Origin of the sequence: Arthrobacter sp. QXT-31, assembly GCF_001969265.1 — a bacterium.
Taxonomy (GTDB): Bacteria; Actinomycetota; Actinomycetes; order Actinomycetales; family Micrococcaceae; genus Arthrobacter.
In genome coordinates this window covers 4,501,792-4,522,242 of sequence record NZ_CP019304.1, presented here as the reverse complement: position 1 = coordinate 4,522,242, position 20,451 = coordinate 4,501,792, and the positions used below count along the sequence as shown (strand labels likewise).

Here is a 20,451-nt window from a genome sequence, read left to right as displayed (position 1 = left end):
CTATCCCTGCTGGCGTCACCTCCCGCCAGGTGGTCGAATTGGTCGCCGACGTCCTGGATCGTTGGGGCTAGGTAGCGGCCACTGTTGGTTCCTCCCGGGGTACGGATTGCTGACTCGAAGCGTGCCATGGCCCAACGGCTGCGCCAAGCCGCGCCGGGCTGAGCGGGCGGGGCCCGGCCGAGTGAACGCGCCGGGCGGGCACGGCCACGGGTTCCGTCGCTGTGCCAGCCGTTCCAGGCAACCGGCCGTGGCGCGATGGGCGGCGAGGATGAACCCGATTGTTTGGGCGGGATGGGTTGCCAGCCAGACTGCCAGCACATTGATGGTGGAAAGCAGAACCATGGTGACCAGTCCGAAAGGGCCCTCGGGCCACGGCGGGGCCGCACCCGGAAGCCCAGCCACGAACCTGGCAACGCCGGCCACTCCAGTGGCGAAAAGCCCGGCCGCCCCGATCAACGGTGCTGCAAGCCACGGAAGCAGCGGCACCAGTGGCACGGCAGCAGTCCCCAGGATCGTGACCGGCGCAACGAGCGGTGCTGCCAGTACGTTGGCAAGCAGGGAATACGTGGCGAACTGTGGCTGCAGCATCACGATCACGGGACCGCACAACAGCTGGGCTGACAATGGCACGGCTGCCCCGGCTGCCATCCAGCGCGGTATGGCACGTGGGATCCATGACACGATCTGCCTGCCCAGCACGATGATGCCAAGAGTGGCCACGACCGATAACAGGAATCCGAAGCTTGTGCCGAGCCCGGGGTCGATGAGCAGAAGCCCGATGACCGCCAGGCACAGGAAACTCAGTCCACGGCCACCTCGTCCGCCGGCAAGGGAAGCCAGAGCGATTGCGCCCATCAGCGAGGCCCGCAAGACGCTGGCATCCGGCCCAACCATCAGCACGAAGAGCCCCAGGCCTGCCAGGGCGAATGCGGCAGCGGGAAGCCGTCCGAGCCGCACGCTGCGGGCGGCCAGCAGCAGCGCACCAAGGATGAGGCTGCAGTTGGCGCCAGATACGGCAGTCAGGTGCGTCAGGCCCACGGTTTTCATGGCGGTTTCCAGTTCCTCGCTGAGTCCGCCGGTATCACCTGTGACCATGCCAGGAAGCAGGCCGCGGGCGTCGGGCGGAAGCCAGGCGGCGGCGGAGGCAAACTGCCTGCCCAGGGCTGCGGGTGCCTGCTGCCAATCCTGTGCCGCGGCCAGCCGGACGGGCGGCGATGACGCGGTCAGGATGGCTGCCTCAACTCTGCCCGCGTCGGGGGGCCGAAGCTTTCCGGTCACCCTGATCAACTGGCCGGTTCCCGCGTGCTGCCACTCCTGCCCGCCAACGATGACCACCGGCAGGCGTGCTTGCGTTACTTTGCCTCCCGACGTCAGTGACCGCGCCACCGCCGCCACCATCCAGCGTTCGGCACGCCCGGAGGGTCCGGGCGTCTTGAGGGCACGCGGCGCCCCGGTGAGCTCGGCTTCCGCCACAATGGATGCCCGCCCAGTGATGAGTCCAGCCATGTGCCCGTCGGAGCGCTGCGCTGACGCCATTGCCGAATGGGCGGTCGCTGCCGCGGCCAGCATGAGCGCGGCAGTCAGCGTGGTCAGGAAACTGCGCCGCCGTTGTCTCCCGCCTTTCTTCCTCCGCCAAGCCAGAGCCAGCAGCACGGCAGCCGACCCCGCAAGCCCGCACCAGACCAGCAGGAGCGTGGCCGGTGTCAGCCAGGGCCCGGCCAAGGTGGCTGCCCACACCAGCAGGGCGGGCGGGGCAAGGCGGAGATCCGTCCGCCGCCGGTTCTGTTGGGCAGTGGTTGCGTCCTGCCCGCCGGGCAACAAACGACGGCGGATGTCAGCGCTGATCTTCCGGCCGAGGGCACTCGTCGGGCTAATACGGGACGACGGCGGTGCTGCCACAGGGGCAGCAGGTGCGGAATCCCCTAATGCAGAATCGGCCGCTCTGGAGTCTGCAGGCGTGGAGTCGACCCGGCTGGAGTCCACGGCAGCCTGGACATAGCGGCTCCACGGGCTGGGCACACGTCCGTTCCTGGTGTCCATGTCAGATGGTCACCAGCGGAAGCAACGTCTCCAGCATTTTAGGGCCGACACCATCGACGGCGTCCAGTTCCTCGGGCGACTTGAAGGGGCCCTGCTGAGTTCGCCAGTCGACGATCCGCTGGGCCAGCACCGGGCCAACCTTGGGAAGTTCAGCAAGTTGTTCCACGCTCGCCGTGTTGAGGTTCACTTTGGCTCTTGCGCCCTCGCCCGCAGCCCCGGGGCTTCCGCCGGCTGCTGAATCACCCCCGCCTGTGCTGTCCGCCGGCGCCGATCCAACCGCCGACGGGCCTCCCGATGCGTCAGCCTGCGCGGCCTCACCTCGTCGCGGCACGTAGATCTTCTGGCCGTCCTCAAGCAGGGAGGCGAGATTGAGCCGGTCAAGGTCGGCTTCCGGGCCGCCGCCCCCGGCGGCAGCGATAGCCTCGTGCACCCGGCTCCCCCGCGGGAGGCGGACCACCCCCGCTTTCTTCACCGCCCCGGCAACGTGCACCACAACGTTCCCGGCCGGCGTCCCATCACTGTTCCGTCCGTCAGCTTCTCTCCCGTCCGTGTCTTTCCCATCAACGTTCGTCCCTTCCTCACCGGGCCCGCTGTCCGTTCCGCCATTGTCCGCGCCACCACTCTCCCGGCCGGAAGGGCCATTGGCGGCCTTTCCGGCTGCATCGTGGGTTACTGAACTAAGCGGAATGACAACAGGACCGTTGGCAGCAACCTGCCACCAGAGCAAGACTCCTGCCAGCAGTGACAGGACACCCACCAGTGCTGCCGCCCGGACACCGAGGCGCCAGCGCACACGTGGTTCCACCACTTCGACAGACGTCGCAGGCCCGGCGGAACCGGCCTGCCTGCCGTAGGCGAAACCGCCTGCAGCGTCCGAGTTCAGGAGCCCCGTGCTGCCCCCGCCTGGCTGCCGGCCGGGCTCTTCGCCGCCCGGGAAACCGGGGGTGACAGGCGGTCCGAGCGAGGCAGCCAGCCTTCTGGCCGCCCGTGTCTCCCCCGCACTGGCCCCACCGGACGCGCGGACGTCGCCGGTGCGCGGCTGAGTGCTGGCTAAGGCTCCGGTGGTCCGGCGTGACATATCCACCACGCTAGGAAGCGCGCAGCCCCGCCGAAAGGGACATCCTGCCCTATGTGGATAGCGTGGCTACCGCTGATAGGTGATATACGCCTCGTACTGTACGCGCCACTTCTCCGGCTCCTTGGGATCGGGAATTGTGGTTGTGAGGAACTGGACGCTGGTCACCTGGCCCTTCAGATACTTCAGCCATTTTGTGACTTCCTCAGCCACGTCCCGGTCCAGCTGAGCGACGTGGTGAACTTGCGTGGACATGTGGCCTCCTTGCTCGGTGGGGAGACTGTACTACCAGCGGCCCGACCCTGCTAGGGCGGTGAGCAGTTGAGGCACCGTACCCCAGTATGAGAGGAGGCACCGACAATAAAGCCCACCGCCTCGACCTGGAACCCGCACCCGTCTCAGCTGGAGCCCCCACCATCCCCGGCGCCCGGAGCGAGGCAGCCTGCGACCGATGAGCTGCTTTCCCCCACGATCACCGCGAGGACACCGAGTCCGGCATGGGCCGCCAGAACGGCAGGCAGTGAACTGATCTGGGCAGGCGGGCAGGCCGGAAGCTTTGCGGCCAAACGGGCCGCGAGCAACTCGGCCTCTGGCCGGTTGCCGAAGTGGTGGATGGCCAGCCGGGCCTCCCCCAACGGCCGGCCGGCGGCCTCCGCCACCACGATCTCCTCGAGCCGGGCAACGGCCTTTGCTGCGGACCGCACCTTTTCCAGCGGAACGATCTTGCCGCCGTCGACCGCCAAAATCGGTTTTATGGACAGCATGGCTCCCACTAGGGAGGCAGCGGCACCGATGCGGCCGCCGCGCCGCAGCTGCTCGAGACTGGGCACGTAGAAGTAGACCTTGCTGCGGGCGGCGCGCTCCTCGGCCAGCCGCCGCACTTCGGCGGCATCGCGCCCGTCCGCCGCCGCCACCACGGCGCTCTGGACGGCAAGTCCCTGCGCCATTCCCACGGTGCGGGTGTCCAGCACCTCCACGGGGATAGTGACCCGGCCTGCCGCGAGCCGGGCGGCATCAGCGGTGCCGGAAAGGCCGCCGGAGATATGGATCGACACAACGGATTCAAAACCCTGCCGCTCAGCCGCCAGGTAGGCCTGCTCGAACTGGCCGGGCGAGGGCCGGGACGTCTTGACGGGAGTGGCGGCAGCCAGAGCAAGGGCGATGGTCCCGCTGATGTCGTCTTCGCCTTCGCCGAAAATCTCCTCCCCGACCATGACAGGCATGGGGATGACGGCCAGCCGGCCGTTGATGGAGAAGGCACGGACCCAGTCGGCGGGCAGGGCGGCGGCAGAGTCGGTCACCACAGCGGTGCGGACGACGACGGCGGGCTCCCCCGTGGGCGGGCCCTGTCCCGGTCTGGTAGCCTGGCGGAGGCGGACCAGATGCTCCTTTAACCACAGCCAGGCTGCCGGCTCGCGGTCAATCACGGCGCACCTCCTGCAGTTGTTTTCCGGCCGCCGGCAGTGCCGGCGGCCGGAATTTCGTCCGGTAATCGCCCCATTACCCTGTGGGTACTGCTAGGCCGGGACGATGTTCACCAGTTTAGGTGCCCGCACAATCACGGTCCGGATGCCACGGCCGTCGAGGGCGCGCTGGACATTCTCCGAGGCCAGTGCCAGCTCACGCAGTTCGTCCTCGGAAATGGCCGGCGACACCTCGAGCCGGTCCCGGACCTTGCCCTGGACCTGGACCACCGCGGTGATGGTTTCCTGGACCAGGAGTGCCTCGTCGTGCGAAGGCCATCCGGCGTTGGCCACCGACGCCGGGTGCCCCAGGACGTTCCACAGGTCCTCCGCCGTGTACGGCGCGAAGAGGCTGAGGATGACGGCGACGGCCTCGGCGGCTTCACGCACGGCCGGGTCGGCTCCGCCGGCACCGGAGTCAATGGTCTTCCGGGTGGCGTTGACCAGCTCCATCAGCTTGGCCACCACGACGTTGAACTTGTTGTTGTCCAGCAGTTCCACGGCGTCCGCGATGGTCCGGTGCGTGACCGAGCGCAGCGCACGGTCACCAGTGCTGAAGTCCACTCCGGGCTCGCTCGTGACGTCCTGGCCCAGGCGCCAGGCGCGGGCCAGGAACTTCGCGGAGCCCGACGGCGAAACGTCCGCCCAGTCGACGTCGTCCTCGGGCGGGGACGCGAAGACCATGGTGAGGCGGACGGCGTCGACGCCGAACTTGTCCAGCTGCTCACCGAGGTCCACACCGTTGCCCAGCGACTTGCTCATGGCCTTGCCGCCGTTGAGCACCTGTCCCTGGTTCAGCAGCGCGCTGAAGGGCTCGTCCGCCGCCAGCAGGCCCATGTCGTGGATGACCTTGGTGAAGAAGCGGGCATAGAGCAGGTGCAGGATGGCGTGCTCGACGCCGCCGACGTACTGCCCGACCGGCATCCAGTCGTTGATCTTTTCAGGATCGAACGGACCGTCGGTGAAGTGCGGGGAGACGAAGCGCAGGAAGTACCAGGACGAGTCCACGAACGTATCCATGGTGTCCGTGTCCCGCTGGGCTGCGCGTCCGCAGTTCGGGCATTCAACGTTGACCCATTCGGCGGCCGCGGCCAGCGGCGAAGTGCCCCGCGGTGACAGCGCCTCGCCGCGCAGGTCCTCGGGCAGCGTCACCGGCAGTTGCTCGTCGGGTACCGGAACTTCCCCGCACTCGGCGCAGTGGATGATGGGGATCGGGGTGCCCCAGAAGCGCTGGCGGCTCAGCAGCCAGTCACGCAGCCGGAAGTTGACGAACTTCTCGCCGGTCCCCTGCTCCTCGAGGATCCTGATGGCTTCCGGGATGGCCTCGCTCTTGGGCAGCCCGTCCAGGCCGCCGGAGTTGATCAGCGTGCCCTCCCCCGCGGTCGCCTTCCAGGAGACTGCGGGATCCTCCTCGCCGGTGTCCAGCACCGCGCGCACAGGCAGGCCGAACTCCTTGGCGAAGTCGAGGTCGCGCTGGTCGTGCGCGGGAACGGCCATGATGGCGCCCGTGCCGTAGTCGGCCAGGACGTAGTCCGCGGCCCAGACCGGCAGCTTTTCACCGTTCAGCGGGTTGATGGCGTAGCGGCCGGTGAACACACCGGTCTTTTCGCGCTCGGTGGACTGGCGTTCGATGTCCGAGAGGGCCTTCACTTTTTCCCGGTAGGCCATGAGTGCGTCATGGTGCTCGGGGGTGACCAGGTCCAGCGCCAGATGCGCATCAGCAGCCACGACGAAGAACGTGGCGCCGTACAGGGTATCCGGGCGAGTGGTGAAGACCGTGACTTCACGCTCTGCACGTCCGTCGGCCGCCTCGATCACGAACCGGACGTGCGCGCCTTCGGAGCGGCCGATCCAGTTCCGCTGCATGGCCAGAACACGCTCGGGCCAGTGCCCCTGCAGCTCGGACATGTCGTCCAGCAGCCGGTCCGCATAGTCGGTGATCTTGAAGTACCACTGGTTCAGCGACTTCTTGGTCACTGCCGTGCCGCAGCGCTCACAGGCGCCGTTGACGACCTGCTCGTTGGCCAGCACAGTGAGGTCCTTGGGGCACCAGTTGACCGGCGAGTCCTTGCGGTAGGCCAGGCCCCGCTCGTAGAAGCGCTTGAACAGCCACTGCGTCCAGCGGTAGTACTCCGGGTCCGACGTGTGCAGCCGGCGTGACCAGTCCGCGGAAATGGCGTAGCGCTTGAAGGAGGCCGCCTGCGTGTCGATGTTGGCGTACGTCCACTCGCTCGGGTGGGCGTTGCGCTTGATCGCAGCATTTTCAGCGGGGAGCCCGAACGAGTCCCAGCCGATCGGGTGCAGCACGTCGTACCCCTGCTGGCGCAGGTAGCGCGCCACCACGTCGCCCATGGCGAACGCCTCGGCGTGACCCATGTGGAGGTCGCCGGAGGGGTAGGGGAACATGTCGAGCACGTAGCGGCGCTCCCGGGATCCGTCGTCGGCGGGGGTAAAGACCTTCAGGTCTTCCCACACCTGCGGCCACCGGGCCTCCATCGCCGCGAAGCTGTACGCGCCCTCCTCGGGCGTCTCCGCTCCACCTGCTGCTGTTCCGGTTTCGGTCTCCGGCTGAACGCTCACTGCTGCCCTCTTCTGTTCTGTCATGACCTCTGTCCTGTCACAACGGTCTGATCCCCGCCGCCTGCCGGGAAGGTCTCCCCGGACACACAAAAGCCCCTCGACATGGAGGGGCGGCCGCTCGATAATCCGTATTCGTTCGGGATACCAAGCGGCTAGCTAAGCAGAAGGATCGCACGCATACAGTCACCTTACCGCTTGTCCACCATTACATGGAAACAACGACGGCGGCCGGGAAGCACACGTAGCGGAAGAGAGGAGGCCGCACCCCGCCAGGGTGTGGTGGGCACCGCGATGGGCCCCTGGCCGCGAGGGCCCCGACACGAGCTTGCGAGTGTCAGGGAGCGGCCAGGGACGGGCGGGCGGGTGCGGCCTCCTCCCTGGAGCGGGACGCGGAAAGTTACCTCACGTCCTCGTCGACCCAGTCCATGGACTTGGTGACGGCCTTCTTCCAGAGACGCAGCTGCCGTTCCCGCTCGTCGGTGTCGAGGTTGGGCTCCCAGCGCTTGTCCTCGGACCAGTTGGCGGACAGCTCGCCGAGGTCCTTCCAGAAGCCCACGGCGAGTCCCGCCGCGTAGGCAGCCCCCAGCGCGGTGGTTTCCACCACCTTCGGGCGGATGACCGGAACGCCGAGAATGTCCGCCTGGAACTGCATGAGGGCGTCATTGGCGACCATGCCGCCGTCGACCTTCAATTCAGACAGCGGAACGCCGGAGTCAGCGTTGACGGCGTCCAGCACTTCGCGGGTCTGGAAGGCTGTGGCCTCCAGCGCCGCCCTGGCGATGTGGCTCTTGTTGACGAACCTGGTCAGGCCCACGATCGCGCCCCGGGCGTCAGAGCGCCAATAGGGCGCGAAGAGGCCGGAGAACGCCGGCACGATGTACACGCCGCCGTTGTCCTTCACCGAAGCGGCGAGGCTTTCCACCTCGGGCGCGCTGCTGATCATGTTGAGGTTGTCGCGCAGCCACTGGATGAGCGAGCCGGTGACGGCAATGGACCCTTCCAGGGCATAGTGCGGGGCGGCGTCCCCCAGCTTGTAGCCGACGGTGGTCAGCAGCCCGTTCTTGGAGTGGACGATCTCCTCGCCGGTGTTGAAGATCAGGAAGCAGCCGGTGCCGTAGGTGTTCTTCGCTTCGCCTGTCTCGAACGCGGCCTGGCCGAACGTGGCTGCCTGCTGGTCACCGAGGATGCCGGCCACCGGCACCTCCCGCAGCAACTGCGAGGTGTGGACGGTGCCGTAGACCTCGGAGGAGGACTTGATCGCCGGCATCATGGAAGCGGGAACACCGAAGATCCCCAGGATCTCCTCGTCCCACTGCAGCGTGTCGAGATCCATGAACAGGGTCCTCGAGGCATTGGTGACGTCCGTGACGTGGACGCCCCCGTCAACACCGCCGGTGAGGTTCCACAGCACCCAGCAGTCGGTGTTGCCAAAGACGAGGTCCCCGGCTTCGGCCTTCTCCCGGGCGCCGTCCACGTTGTCCAGGATCCACTTGATCTTGGTTCCGGAGAAGTATGTGGCCAGGGGAAGCCCGACCTGCTGCTTGAACCGGTCCGCTCCCCCGTCCTTCGCCAGTTCATCCACGATGGGCTGGGTGCGGGTGTCCTGCCACACGATCGCGTTGTAGATCGGTTTGCCGGTGGTCTTGTCCCAGACAACCGCCGTTTCGCGCTGATTGGTGATGCCGACGGCGGCAATGTCGTGCCGCGTCAGGTTTGCCTTGGACAGGGCGGAACCGATGACCTCCCGGGTGTTGTCCCAGATTTCCATGGGATCGTGCTCCACCCAGCCCGCGTGCGGGAAAATCTGCTCGTGTTCCATCTGCCCTGAAGAGACGATGCTGCCGCTGTGGTCAAAGATGATGGCGCGGGTGCTCGTGGTGCCCTGGTCGACGGCGATTACGTATTGGCTCATGATGACGTCCTTGTCGTTGTGCTTGGGAGTGAACGGATGTGGCTATGGATGTGGTTTCGAAAAGGGTGTTGGAACTCAGGTGGCCGCCGTGAAGACGATGGGCAGCAGCCCGACGAGGCCGGCCAGCGCGCCGCCGACGAGCGGGCCGACCACCGGGATCCAGGAGTAGCTCCAGTCACTGGATCCCTTGCCCTTGATGGGCAGGACGGCATGTGCGATGCGTGGTCCGAGGTCACGGGCGGGGTTGATGGCGTAGCCGGTGGGTCCGCCCAGGGAGACACCGATGCCGACGACGAGAAGCGCCACGGCCAGTGGGCCAAGCCCGGACGGCGTTCCGCCGAATGTGAGGATGACAAAGACCAGGACGAAGGTGCCAATGACTTCCGTGATCAGGTTCCAGGGGGTGGAGCGGATGGCTGGCCCGGTGGAGAAGACGCCGAGCTTGTTCGCGGGCTCGGGCTCGGCGTCGAAGTGCTGCTTGTGCGCCAGCCACATGACCACGGCGCCCAGGAACGCACCGGTCATTTCACCACCGAAGTAGGTAAGGGTCGAAGCGAAGTCCACCGGAACACCGGGGGCGTACTCCGCCTTGCCGTTGACCAGCAGGCCCAAGGTCACCGCAGGGTTCAGATGGGCACCCGACCGGGCGGCGACATAGACACCGGCGAAGACGGCGATGCCCCACCCCCAGGTGACCATCAGGAATCCTCCGCTGTTGCCCTTCGTTCCCTTCAGGGCAACGTTGGCCACAACACCGCAACCCAGCAGCGTAAGCATGCCGGTTCCGAAGACTTCGGAAAGAAACACCAATCCAAGAGACATCTTTGACTCCTCTATTTTCTGTTGTCAGTCCTTCGCGGGTGTGAAGGACTGCTTCCCGCTAGGCGACGAGGCTGTGGACCTCGACACCGTGGTATCGCTTCAGCACCTCCTGCGCGTGGTTGATTTCTGCGGCAACTCCTGCGGCATCCCAGCCGAGCGGCCCGGCGAGGGTCTCGGCAACTTCGTTCAGCAGCTCCCCTGTGACCAGGCCGCGGAAGGCGAGCGAGGTGCGCCGGATCAGGACGTCCACGAGGTGGCCGACCTGCTCGTTGGCGGCCATGAACTCGAGCTCCCTGACGCTTAGCTCCCGGGTGGAGCGCAGCAGGCGGTCGGGGCCGGCGTCGAGATGGCTGATGACTTCCTCGGCGCGGGTGCCATACCTGGTGAGGAGGCCCCCGGTCCGGTCGGCGTCCCGGTTTGGGCCCATGTGCGCTTTGATCCATTTCTGGACGCCGGCTTCGCTGTCCGGGAACCCGGAGCCGCCGCCGATAGGGAGGTTCGCCGTCGAAATCTTCCGTTCCGTTCCCAGTTCAGCGAGCACGTCGTTGGCCAGGTGTTCGGCCAGGGCCCGGAAAGTGGTCCATTTGCCGCCCACCAGGCTGAGGACGACGGCGCCGCCCTCGCCGGCGCCCGTTTCCGGAGCGCGGCGTTCGATGCGGTAGTCCCGCGACACGAAACCCGGCTGGGTGGCGTCGTGCCGTGGCAGCGGGCGCACCCCTGAGAATGAATAGACGATCTGGCTGCGCTTTACGGCGATGTCCGGGAAGACGTGACCGATGAGGTCGAAAAAGTATTCAACTTCCTCGTCGGTGCAGACGGCGTCTTCCGACATGTCGGCGTCGACGTCGGTGGTGCCGACGAGGACGCGGTCGCCCATCGGATAGATCAGTACGATCCGGCCGTCGGTGTGTTCGAAGAAGATCTCGCGGCCATCGCAGGCGGCAAGCAGTCCGGGGTGGTCCAGGACGATGTGGGAGCCCTTTGTCCCGCCCATGAAGGAAGTGGGCGTGCCCATTGCCTCGTTGGTGAGGTCAACCCATGCGCCGGTGGTGTTGACGATGACGTCCGCCGTGAAGCCGAACTCGCCGCCGGTGAGTTCATCCCGGAGAACCGCGGTACTGGAACCGTCGGCGTTGGACTTCACAGAGACCAGGGAAAGGTAGTTGCTGGCCCGGGCCGCGGCATTTTGCGTACCGGCCTTCTCACCGTCCTGCAGCACGTCAAGGGTGAGGCGCTCCGGGTTGTGGACGGAGGCATCGAAATACGTGGCCGTGTATTTGACCCCGGGGTGGAGCATGGGGAGCTCGGCCAAAGCCTTCTCGCGGCTGCGGAACTGGTGGCGCGGAACGCTGCCGCCGTCGCGGGAAAAGGAATCGTAAAGGCTAAGCCCCAGCTTGATCAGGAACGCGCCACGCTCCTTCGGCTTGCCCTGCTGTTTGTGGGTCAGGAACCGCAGCGGCGCGGCAAGGACACCGGAGAACGTGCTGAAGATTGGAATCGTGGTCTGCAGCGGCTTCACGTAGTGCGGCGCGATCCGCAGGAGCCTGTTGCGCTCAACCACGGATTCCCGGACCAGCCGGAATTCGCCGTTTTCCAGATAACGGATACCGCCGTGAATCATGTGGGACGAGGCTCCGCTGGCACCCTGGCAGTAGTCCCCGCGCTCCACCAGCGCCACGTCTATGCCCTGCAGGGCGAGGTCCCGGAATGTACCGACGCCGTTGATCCCGCCACCGATGATCAGAACCTTGGCATTGGGCCGCCGGCGCAGCCGGGAGACAGATTCGCGCTCCGGCCCGGGGGCCGCAGCGCTGTTGGTATGGCCGGGTGAGTCCTTGAGTCCCAAATCTGCTCCTTCGGGTTCGGTTGCTAAGAGCTTGTTGCAGGCAGCGCACCGAATGGTGCGGGGCCGTTCACCACTATTCTTTGGATTAATGGAAAATGTCGTCAAGCACTATGCACGAACGTGCAGAACGGAATCAGGCATGCCCCGTCCCAGACATTCCGAAGCGCTGCGCGCCGCCCAGCTCTACTACATGCAGGACCTCACGATGGACGCCATCGCCCGGGAATTGCGGACCTCCCGCTCCACCGTTTCCCGGCTGCTTTCCACTGCCCGGGAGACCGGCCTGGTACAGATCCAAATCCGCAGCCCGCTGGACACCGGGCCGGAGCTCGAGCGGCTAATCCGGGCGCAGTACAGGGTGGACGTGCACGTGGTGCCCGTCCTGGACACCCTCAACGAAGCTGAAACGCTGGACCGCGTGGCCATGCAGGCAGCGCGCACGATCGGGCCCCTCGTGGACTCGAACGCGATCATCGGCGTGGCATGGGGATCAACCCTCAGCGCCGTGAGCCGCCACCTGACGCGCAAGATCACCCATGACAGCGTGGTGGTGCAACTCAACGGGGCGGGCAACATGCAGACAACCGGCATCACTTACGCCAGCGACATTATGCGGCGCTTCGGCAGCGCCTACGGGGCACGGGTTGAACAGTTTCCCGTGCCGGCCTTCTTCGACCATGCGGCCACCAAGACCGCGATGTGGAATGAGCGGAGCGTGCAGCGCATCCTCGACCTGCAGTCCCGCATGGGCATTGCGATCTTCGGCGTGGGATCAGTCGACGCCGACTACCCCAGCCACGTCTACGCCGGCGGCTACCTCGACGAAGAGGACCTGGCCACGCTGGCGAAGTCCGACGTTGTTGGGGACGTCGCCACCGTCTTCTTCCGCAGCGACGGCTCCTCGGACGGCATTACCCTGAACGAACGTTCCACCGGGCCTTCACTGGACCAACTGCGCCAAGTGCGCCGGCGGATCTGCGTTGTGTCCGGCGCGTCCAAGATCAAAGGGCTGCGCGGTGCGCTTGAGGCCGGACTGGCAACCGACCTGATCCTCGACGAAGCCTCAGCCCGGCGGCTGGTCAGCTTTCAGAACGGAACCTGACTGTCCGGTCTGCTGCGGCACCGGGAGTGTCGTTTGCCGCAGGGTCAGATTCAGAAGGCCAAAGCTAGTGGCCGCTGCGGAGCGCTCCAGGTGAGCAAACGAAGAAGAGCGGCTGCTCGACTTGCGCGAACGGGACGACGAGCCACCGGCCGCCGTAGAACTCGACGTACGAGTCCGGGGTGCATCTGGCGAAAGCTTCTTCGCGTGTCATCGTCTTTCCCTTCGCTCCATCGTTCTGGACGGTCCGGGAACATCTTCCTGATCTCCCCGAGTGGTACTCTTAACTATAGACCTTCATGGTTAAGGGTCAATAGACATTCAAGGTTAAATGTCACTTCTCAGGGAGGTTTCCCGTGACTGCTTGGAAAGAGCAACTCGCCTTCGCACCCTTGGAGAACGCGGATCGAGGGGAAGAAGTCGGACGCCGGCTGAGGCATGCCATCGAACTGGGAGTGCTCGAAGACGGCTCCCAGCTGCCCAGCGAAAGCTACCTGGCATCCAGAATGGGCGTATCCACCCTCACGCTGCGCGCAGCGCTGGCCGAACTGCGCGGCCTGGGCTTGGTCGAGACGCGGCGCGGCAAAGGTGGCGGGAGCTTCGTGAAGGCCAACACCGGGGACATCGCCCGGGTGCAGCGCCAGTCCCTTGAGGCATACTCCCTCGAAGACCTGCGTGATTTGAGGGAGTACCGCGCCTTCCTCGCCGGCAGCGCCGCTGCCGCCGCCGCGGCGGCCATCCAATCCCACCGGCTCTCGATGGGACGCCTTGACTACACAGCGACCGAAATCCTCGCTTGCGAACACACGGCGGACGCAATCAGGGCGGACAGCAAGTTTCACATCGAGCTCGCAGCCAGTTCAGGATCGGTCAGACTCACCCGCCAGGAGGTTGCGCTGCAGGCCGAGGTGGGCCCGCTGATCTGGGTGGATCCGTCAGGCCACAGGGACGCCGCTGCGGAAGAACACACCAGGATCGTTGAGGCAATCAGCGCCGGCGACGCCGACAGGGCGCGGGCGCTGGCTGAGGAACACGTACGGCGGGACATGAACCTGGTCATTGACGAGCGGATGGAGCTAGAGGGCACACCCGCCGATTCGCCGCATTATCCGGCCTCCGTCGATGAGGCCGTAGCCGCCATCGAATCGGTTGCTGCCGTGTTCGCCGGAACCGCTGCCGCGTCAATGCGCGAGGTCGAGCAGGCCGTACGCGCCAGCATCGGGTCCGGAGCCAGCAGGGAACGGGCCGATTCGGACATCTACGCCGCGGCGCGAAGGGCAGTGGCCATCGGCGTTCCATTTCTCTACGGCACGGGCTTCGTCGCCGACCAGTCGTACTTCGGTGAGAGCTGGATTTCCTGGTGCTACACGCCAGCGGGACCAGAGTCGCCGCAGCGGCTATACATCGACATGGACCTCTATGACTTCGCCACTGCACCATGGCGGCCGGATGACACTGGCGATGACAGCCCCATCCACACCAGCCATGCGTATGTGGATGCGAGCGGAACGAACGAGAACATCATCACTTTCAGCAAGCGGGTGGTCGTTGCCGGAAGTTATGTTGGGGCATTGGGGGCCGATGTCCGCATCGGCCAGCTCCAAACCGCATTCGAACCCCTGTTGCGGGCATTACCGTCGAACACCTGCATTGTGGACCAGCATGGTGCGGTCATCGCAACCAATACCGGCCGCTACGTCGGCGGGACCATCCCGAAAGCCGACCAAAATGAGCGGCGGGCGCTTCCGGGAGTCCCGTGGTGGCTCTGCATGGGAATCGCCGGTGACCACGAAGACCAGCACGCATAGCCGTTCCGCACCGGATCAGCGGCTGTGGACCCATCCGATGCCACCGCCGAAACGGATGGCGCCGCTGCATGCGGTGCACTGCCACTTGCCCTGGAACCACCTGCGCCCAGTTGCCGTGCGGCAAGGGCTGATTTCCGGGCCGTCGCTGTCGCCGCCCGCCTGCACCATGGCGGCCAGCATGACCCGGACGTCCGTCTCGTAGACGTCCATCGCATGGAAGTCCCGCAGCCCGCAGCCATCCCCATGCAGGCAGGCACCGTCGTGCAGCCAGCGGGCAATTGCAAGCACGGCCTGATCATTGACCCTGACGGTCAGGACCGGGGCGGCGAAGTCTTCGGCGGGACACGTCTGCGGTCTTGGAAGATCAGCAAACGAATCGTCGATGAGGTCATTTATGGTGGCGGTCATTGCGTGCTCCCTGGTGCTGTTGCGGCTGTTGGCTTCCCCCTGCGTCGGCGGCATCCTGTGATGTGCGTCATATTTTCTTGTCCTCCAAAGCTACGTGGTTTTAAACCTCTAGTCCAGCCTTTTTTACGGACTGAATCGGCAGCAAGTGCATATCCCTCGTACCTTCGCCCTTCTAAAACCTTTGCTATAGACCTTTAATCCGCCGCCGGAAGGAACACGGAAGTGTTGCCAGCCCGCCCGAAAAGCCCCCCATGCTGCCCCGCGGTACCGGTACGTGGTCAGTCACACGTCTCGGGGCGGGGAATCGGTAGAGTCATAGGCATGACTACCTCACCCCGGCTCAGCCTGAACAACGGCGTGCTGATCGACCAGTTGGGTTTCGGGCTGTACAAGGTGCCGCCTGCTGAAACGGCCAATCTGGTGGCGACTGCGCTGGAAGCCGGCTACCGCCACTTCGACACGGCCGCCATGTACGGGAACGAATCCGGCGTAGCGCGTGGCCTCGTGGAGGCCTTCGCAATGGAGCCTGTGACGGGCGGCTCGGGGGTGACCGCGCCGAGCGTATCCCGCGAGGATCTGTTCATCACCACCAAGGTCTGGAATGACGACCATGGCTATGACGCAACGCTGCGGGCCTTTGACACGTCCATGATCAACCTCGGGCTGGAATACGTGGACATGTACCTCATCCACTGGCCATGCGCCAGGCGAGGGCTGTTCCAGGAGACCTACCGCGCACTCGAGACCCTGTACCGCGAGGGCAAGGTCCGGGCCATCGGCGTCTCCAACTTCCAGCCGCAGCATCTGGACCGGCTGCTGGAAACCGCCGAGGTGGTTCCCGCCGTCAACCAGGTCGAGCTCCATCCGTGGCTGCAGCAGGCCGAGCTCCGCGAAAAGCACAAGGGCCTGGGCATCCTCACCGAGGCGTGGAGCCCGCTGGGCCGCGGACAGGTGCTGGAGGATCCCGTCATCGGCGCCCTCGCGGCCGAGCACAAGGTGACCCCCGCCCAGATTGTGCTGCGCTGGCAGGTGCAGCTGGGCCACGTGGCCATCCCCAAGGCCAGCTCCGCCGCCCGAATCCGGGAAAACCTTGACGTCTTCGGCTTCGAGCTCTCAGCCCTGGACATGGCGGACATCGCCGCCCTGGAGCGCGGCCACCGCACGGGTTCCCACCCCGACATCGTCAACTAGGACCCGGTCAACAGATGAGAACAGCCGACTCCGTGCCCGCAACCGTGCCGTCCTTTATCAGCGGCGGACTGGCGGTCCGCACCCGCGCGTCCACCGTGCAACTGACGGGCGGCGACGTCGCCTACTGGGTCTACGAACCCGAAAAGACAACGCCGGAAACGCGCACCATCCTGGTCATCCACGGTTTCCGCGGCGACCACCACGGGCTTCTGCGGGTGGCGGACCAGCTGCCGGAAATGCGCCTGGTCATGCCGGACCTTCCCGGTTTCGGCGATTCAGCGGCATTCACCGATGCCAGCCACAGCGTGGAGCGCTACGGCCAGTTCATCAGCGACTTCATGGCGGCCCTCGGGCTCGGACCTGACACAGTGCTGCTGGGGCACTCGTTCGGTTCCATCGTGGCCGCCCACTTTGTCGCCACCCACCCGGAGGCCGTCCGCCCGCTGATCCTGGTCAATCCCATCGCTGCGCCGGCGCTGGAGGGGCCCAAGGGACTTATGACGCGTCTGGCGGTGCTGTACTACCGTCTTTCCGCGCGGCTCCCCCGCGCGCTTGGCCTGGCCCTGCTCCGCAGCCCGCTCATCGTTCGGGTGATGAGCATGGCCATGGCGAAAACCAGGGACAAGGACCTGCTGCGGTTCATCCACGGGCAGCACCATGCCTACTTCAGCGCCTTCGCAAACCGGGAGAGTCTGCTGGAATCCTTCACTGCGTCCGTCAGCAGCCATGTGGCCGAAGTCGCGCCGCGGCTCTCCCTGCCTGTGCTCCTTATCGCCGGCGAAAAAGATGAAATCGCCCTGCTGCGCGACCAGCACCGGCTGGCCGGGCTGCTCCCGGACGCCACGCTGGAAATCATTCCGGGCGTCGGCCACCTGATCCACTACGAAACCCCTGAGCCTGCCGCAGAATTCATCCGCCGCTTCCTGAAGGACCATCCCGCGTGAAAATTGTGATCGACGCCCGCTTTACCCGGACCGACCACCACGACGGGATCAGCCGCTATGGCGCCAGCCTCATCGCCGCCGTCGCCAAGATCGCCGATGTGTCGATGCTCATCAGCGATCCCCGCCAACTGGCCCTGCTTCCCGACGTCCCCCACACCCTGATCAGCAGCCCGCTCTCCCCCGCTGAACTTTTCGTGGCACGGAAAGTCAACCGGCTGAATGCCGACGTCGTCGTCTGCCCCATGCAGACCATGGGCACCTGGGGCCGCAAGTACGGCCTGGTGCTCACCCTGCACGATCTCATCTACTACGAACACCCGGCACCCCCCGGCTTCCTCCCGGCCCCGGTCCGGATCCTGTGGCGCCTGTACCACAAGGCGTACTGGCCGCAGCGGCTGCTGCTGAACCGCGCAGACGTCGTCGCCACCATCAGCAGGACCACCGAAGCACTGATGGCCAAGTACCGCCTGACCAGCCGCCCGGTGCGCATCGTCAGCAACGCGCCGCAGCCGGCCCAGCAGCCCCGCGACCCCGACACCCTGCCGGAGAAGACGCTGCTCTACATGGGTTCGTTCATGCCTTACAAGAACGTCGAAACCATGCTCGCCGGGATGGCGGAACTGCCGGATTACACGCTGCACCTGCTCAGCCGGATCACCCCGCAGCGCCGTGCCGAGCTCGAGGCGCTGATCCCTGCCGGGGCCAGCGTGGTGTTCCATAACGGCGTGACCGACGACGAGTACGCCGAACTGCTCAGGCGTACCACCGCGCTGGTCAGCCTGTCGAAGGCCGAAGGCTATGGCCTCCCGCTGGTGGAGGCCATGGCGCTGGGCACCCCGGTTATTGCCAGCGACACCCCGATCTTCCGTGAGGTGGGCGCAGACGCCGCTAAGTACGTGGACCCGGAATCCCCCGCGGCTTTTGCGGCCGCTGTCCAGGAACTGGGCGACGCGCCGCAGTGGCGGGATGTCTCACGAAACTCGGTGGCCCGCGCCGGGCAGTTCAGCTGGGACGAGTCCGCCCGCCAGCTGGTGGCCGTGGCAGCGGAAGTGCTCGCGCTCCGCAACAAATAGCCTGTCGCCCAGCCTGTTGGAGCAGGCCGGCTCACAGCACGTCGAGGCCGTCCAGCCGAAGCTGTACCGGGTCCTCGGTGCGTTTCGCCGCGGCGGCAGCCTTCGCAGCCCGCAGCACCCTGGTCACTGTGGCGGCCTGCGCATAGGGAATGAACAGCAGCGTCCGGACATCAACGCTTTCCGGGACTGCGGACTGGAGGTGCGCGGTCTGGAGCAGCGGCGCCGGCCCCGCGACGCGGAGCGTTACGCCCTCGGCGGCAAGAAGCGCTGTGGCTGAGGCGGTGAAATGCCCGACGGCGGTGCTGCCGCCAGTGACAGCGGCCACCCTCACCGCCGGCGGCAGCTGCAGCTCGGCGCGCAGCGCCAGTTCCCGCTGCGCATAGCCCGCCGGGTCCCATCGCAGCAATGCACCGACGGCGGCAGTATCGTCGGCGGTGATGACCACGATGCCGCCCTCGGTGGCCGGCCGGACGAGAGCGGCGGCGTTGAACCAGCGCCGCACCGCGTCCTCACCGGCCCGCAGGTTCTCCCGCCGAAGCAGCGAATCGCCGTCGAGCAGCAGCGCCGCCGCGTATCCGCCCGGAGCCACCGGTTCGGCACCGACGGTGGCCACCACCAGCGCGCAGGAATCCGGCACCGTTGCCTTGACGTTCTGGCCCGAGGACGTCACCACGGCCTTGCCCGGAAACGCCCTGCCCAGTTCCTCGGCCGTGCGGAGAACGCCGGCCGCCCCGCGGCGCAGGCGGGTGCCCTGGCAGTGCACGCAGCGCCAGGCGGGCGCCGGCGTCGAACACCAGCGGCACTGCGGGACTGCAGCGCTGCCGGCGATGGCGAGCGGCCCCTGGCAGGACGGGCAGCGCGCCGGTTCCCGGCAGGTTTCGCACGCCAGCGATGGCGCGTACCCCGCGCGGGCCACCTGCACCAGCACGGGGCCGCGTTCGAGTGCGTCCTTGGCTGTGCGCCATGCTGCTCCGGGCAGCCGGGCCAGCCGCGCGAGGGGGTCGCGCTCCTGCTCGAAACTGTCGGCGGTGTTGAGGACCCGGGAAACCGTGCGGCGGAGCACCGTCCGTTCGGCGTCCACGGGCATGGCCCAGCCGGCGTCCACCAGCCGCTGCACTTCCGTGCTGCGGGCATGCCCGGCCAGCAGGCAGGCGGCCCCTTCCTGTTCCGCACGGAGGAGGAGCACTTCCCGGGTGTGGGCGTACGGCGCCCGTTGCTCCACATGGAGGTCGTCGCCGTCGTCCCAGCACACGACGAGCCCGAGGTTATGCACGGGGGCATAGGCGGCCGAGCGGGTGCCCACCGCCACACCCGCGGAGCCCTTGAGTACCCGGAGGTAGTTGCGGTACCTGGGTGTCTGGCCGTCGTCGGCGGTCAGCCGCGCGACGTCTTCCGCGGGCAGGATGTCTTCCAGGGCGGCCTGCACGCGGTCCAGGTCGCGGTAATCGGGAACAACGACGGCGGCGCCCCGTCCGGACTGCCGTACCGCCGCCACCGCCTGCGCAATGACATGCGGCCAGCCGTCCGGGCCAAACCCCTGCATGGCACTAAGGGCTGCCCGGGGCGATCCGCCGGACGTGAGATGGCGGAGGAACGCGGCGCCGTTGCGGTACCTGGTCCAGCTTTCGCCGGAGAAGCTGGAGTCGGCGCCGGCAGGCGAAGGTCCCGCAGACGAAGGCTCCGGAGGCGGTTCGGCGCCGGCAAGCTCCTTCTCCACCTTGACCACCCTGGGCGGAATGGCGACGCGGAGAACGTCACTGACGGTGCCGGAATAGCGTGCCGCCACCCGCCCGGCGAGTTCCTGCAGCGCAGGGGTCAGGACGGCAACCGGCGAGACGACTTTGTGCAGCGGGACGAGGGGCTGCCCGGCGTCGGACTCATCAAGCCGGTCCAGGATGTAGCCGCCGAGTTCCTGGCCGCTGAACTTCACCCGGACGCGCACGCCCGGCTGGGCATCCTCATCCAGTTCGGCAGGCACTCTGTAGTCGAACGGCCGGTCCAGGTGCGGCAGCGGCGACTCGATGAGCACGCGCGCCACCGGCCGGACTGGGGCAAGTGGCGGGCCGCCGGCCGGCTTGGCCGCCGGCGGAAAGCCCTGCAGCAGTGAGAGCTGCAGCGGCTCTGGCCTCCGGTGCGAAGATGGCGTGGGGTGCGACGGCGTGGAATTGAAAGACATGGCGCCCTACCTCC

At 66.6% G+C, this 20,451-nt stretch carries 16 protein-coding genes; 5 read left to right on the top strand and 11 right to left on the bottom strand.

Translation table 11 applies throughout. From position 1 onward, the window contains the following. Positions 1 to 15: 15 nt before the first annotated feature. The 8 genes from BWQ92_RS20660 to BWQ92_RS20625 all read right to left on the bottom strand — a co-directional run bounded on the left by BWQ92_RS20660 (position 16) and on the right by BWQ92_RS20625 (position 11,738). On the bottom strand, positions 16 to 2,040 hold the full coding sequence (locus BWQ92_RS20660) for a ComEC/Rec2 family competence protein (protein WP_076802791.1): 2,025 nt from the start codon (positions 2,038 to 2,040) through the stop codon (positions 16 to 18). Between the two features lies 1 nt (position 2,041). Continuing rightward, a complete protein-coding gene (locus BWQ92_RS20655) occupies positions 2,042 to 3,118 on the bottom strand; it encodes a helix-hairpin-helix domain-containing protein (RefSeq protein WP_083706484.1) in 1,077 nt (358 codons plus the stop codon). A 66-nt stretch (positions 3,119 to 3,184) separates the two neighbouring features. Beyond that, positions 3,185 to 3,370: a hypothetical protein gene (locus BWQ92_RS20650; protein WP_076802789.1), complete on the bottom strand. Its 186-nt coding sequence runs from the start codon at positions 3,368 to 3,370 to the stop codon at positions 3,185 to 3,187. Positions 3,371 to 3,513: 143 nt separating this feature from the next. Next, positions 3,514 to 4,542 (bottom strand): DegV family protein, encoded by a 1,029-nt coding sequence (locus tag BWQ92_RS20645; RefSeq protein WP_076802788.1) that lies wholly within the window; start codon positions 4,540 to 4,542, stop codon positions 3,514 to 3,516. A gap of 90 nt (positions 4,543 to 4,632) precedes the next feature. Next, positions 4,633 to 7,158, bottom strand: a complete 2,526-nt coding sequence (gene leuS, locus BWQ92_RS20640) for a leucine--tRNA ligase (protein ID WP_076803869.1) — start codon at positions 7,156 to 7,158, stop codon at positions 4,633 to 4,635. 397 nt (positions 7,159 to 7,555) lie between these two features. Then, positions 7,556 to 9,070 (bottom strand): glycerol kinase GlpK, encoded by a 1,515-nt coding sequence (gene glpK, locus BWQ92_RS20635; protein WP_076802787.1) that lies wholly within the window; start codon positions 9,068 to 9,070, stop codon positions 7,556 to 7,558. Positions 9,071 to 9,145: 75 nt separating this feature from the next. Continuing rightward, positions 9,146 to 9,892: an MIP/aquaporin family protein gene (locus BWQ92_RS20630; RefSeq protein WP_076802786.1), complete on the bottom strand. Its 747-nt coding sequence runs from the start codon at positions 9,890 to 9,892 to the stop codon at positions 9,146 to 9,148. A 58-nt stretch (positions 9,893 to 9,950) separates the two neighbouring features. Continuing rightward, a complete protein-coding gene (locus BWQ92_RS20625) occupies positions 9,951 to 11,738 on the bottom strand; it encodes a glycerol-3-phosphate dehydrogenase/oxidase (protein ID WP_076802785.1) in 1,788 nt (595 codons plus the stop codon). A 139-nt stretch (positions 11,739 to 11,877) separates the two neighbouring features. On the opposite strand from BWQ92_RS20625, the gene BWQ92_RS20620 reads away from it, so the two are divergent. Then, complete coding sequence (locus tag BWQ92_RS20620) at positions 11,878 to 12,840, top strand: sugar-binding transcriptional regulator (RefSeq protein ID WP_076802784.1); 963 nt, start codon at positions 11,878 to 11,880, stop codon at positions 12,838 to 12,840. A 64-nt stretch (positions 12,841 to 12,904) separates the two neighbouring features. On the opposite strand, the gene BWQ92_RS23670 is transcribed toward BWQ92_RS20620, so the two are convergent. Further along, positions 12,905 to 13,051: a hypothetical protein gene (locus tag BWQ92_RS23670; protein ID WP_157365218.1), complete on the bottom strand. Its 147-nt coding sequence runs from the start codon at positions 13,049 to 13,051 to the stop codon at positions 12,905 to 12,907. A 142-nt stretch (positions 13,052 to 13,193) separates the two neighbouring features. Between BWQ92_RS23670 and BWQ92_RS20615 the strand changes: the two genes are divergently transcribed. Continuing rightward, positions 13,194 to 14,645 (top strand): GntR family transcriptional regulator, encoded by a 1,452-nt coding sequence (locus BWQ92_RS20615; protein WP_083706381.1) that lies wholly within the window; start codon positions 13,194 to 13,196, stop codon positions 14,643 to 14,645. Positions 14,646 to 14,660: 15 nt separating this feature from the next. Here the strand turns inward: BWQ92_RS20615 and BWQ92_RS20610 are convergent, their stop codons facing one another. Beyond that, on the bottom strand, positions 14,661 to 15,053 hold the full coding sequence (locus BWQ92_RS20610; protein ID WP_076803868.1) for a hypothetical protein: 393 nt from the start codon (positions 15,051 to 15,053) through the stop codon (positions 14,661 to 14,663). Between the two features lie 321 nt (positions 15,054 to 15,374). On the opposite strand from BWQ92_RS20610, the gene BWQ92_RS20605 reads away from it, so the two are divergent. Genes BWQ92_RS20605 through BWQ92_RS20595 form a run of 3 tightly spaced genes read left to right on the top strand, consistent with a single transcriptional unit; the run spans position 15,375 to position 18,261 of the window. Next, positions 15,375 to 16,244, top strand: coding sequence for an aldo/keto reductase (locus BWQ92_RS20605; RefSeq protein ID WP_076802782.1), 870 nt, complete (start codon positions 15,375 to 15,377; stop codon positions 16,242 to 16,244). A 14-nt stretch (positions 16,245 to 16,258) separates the two neighbouring features. After that, positions 16,259 to 17,188 carry an alpha/beta fold hydrolase gene (locus BWQ92_RS20600; RefSeq protein ID WP_076802781.1) on the top strand — a complete coding sequence of 310 codons (930 nt, stop codon included), beginning with the start codon at positions 16,259 to 16,261 and terminating at the stop codon, positions 17,186 to 17,188. After that, the gene (locus BWQ92_RS20595) at positions 17,185 to 18,261 is read left to right on the top strand and encodes a glycosyltransferase family 4 protein (protein ID WP_076802780.1); all 1,077 of its coding nucleotides are present in this window, start codon (positions 17,185 to 17,187) and stop codon (positions 18,259 to 18,261) included. Before BWQ92_RS20600 ends, BWQ92_RS20595 begins: the two co-directional genes overlap by 4 nt. 31 nt (positions 18,262 to 18,292) lie before the next feature. Here the strand turns inward: BWQ92_RS20595 and BWQ92_RS20590 are convergent, their stop codons facing one another. Then, positions 18,293 to 20,437: a primosomal protein N' gene (locus tag BWQ92_RS20590; protein ID WP_076802779.1), complete on the bottom strand. Its 2,145-nt coding sequence runs from the start codon at positions 20,435 to 20,437 to the stop codon at positions 18,293 to 18,295. Positions 20,438 to 20,451: the final 14 nt, after the last annotated feature.

What these genes read in the sequence shown, in the direction of transcription:
- BWQ92_RS20605 (WP_076802782.1), top strand. Translation starts at nt 15,375, where the DNA reads ATGACTACCTCACCCCGGCTCAGCCTGAACAACGGCGTGCTGATCGAC.
- BWQ92_RS20650 (WP_076802789.1), bottom strand. Translation starts at nt 3,370, where the DNA reads ATGTCCACGCAAGTTCACCACGTCGCTCAGCTGGACCGGGACGTGGCT.
- BWQ92_RS20610 (WP_076803868.1), bottom strand. Translation starts at nt 15,053, where the DNA reads ATGACCGCCACCATAAATGACCTCATCGACGATTCGTTTGCTGATCTT.
- BWQ92_RS20600 (WP_076802781.1), top strand. Translation starts at nt 16,259, where the DNA reads ATGAGAACAGCCGACTCCGTGCCCGCAACCGTGCCGTCCTTTATCAGC.
- BWQ92_RS20620 (WP_076802784.1), top strand. Translation starts at nt 11,878, where the DNA reads ATGCCCCGTCCCAGACATTCCGAAGCGCTGCGCGCCGCCCAGCTCTAC.
- BWQ92_RS20655 (WP_083706484.1), bottom strand. Translation starts at nt 3,118, where the DNA reads ATGTCACGCCGGACCACCGGAGCCTTAGCCAGCACTCAGCCGCGCACC.
- BWQ92_RS23670 (WP_157365218.1), bottom strand. Translation starts at nt 13,051, where the DNA reads ATGACACGCGAAGAAGCTTTCGCCAGATGCACCCCGGACTCGTACGTC.
- BWQ92_RS20590 (WP_076802779.1), bottom strand. Translation starts at nt 20,437, where the DNA reads ATGTCTTTCAATTCCACGCCGTCGCACCCCACGCCATCTTCGCACCGG.
- BWQ92_RS20660 (WP_076802791.1), bottom strand. Translation starts at nt 2,040, where the DNA reads ATGGACACCAGGAACGGACGTGTGCCCAGCCCGTGGAGCCGCTATGTC.
- glpK (WP_076802787.1), bottom strand. Translation starts at nt 9,070, where the DNA reads ATGAGCCAATACGTAATCGCCGTCGACCAGGGCACCACGAGCACCCGC.
- BWQ92_RS20630 (WP_076802786.1), bottom strand. Translation starts at nt 9,892, where the DNA reads ATGTCTCTTGGATTGGTGTTTCTTTCCGAAGTCTTCGGAACCGGCATG.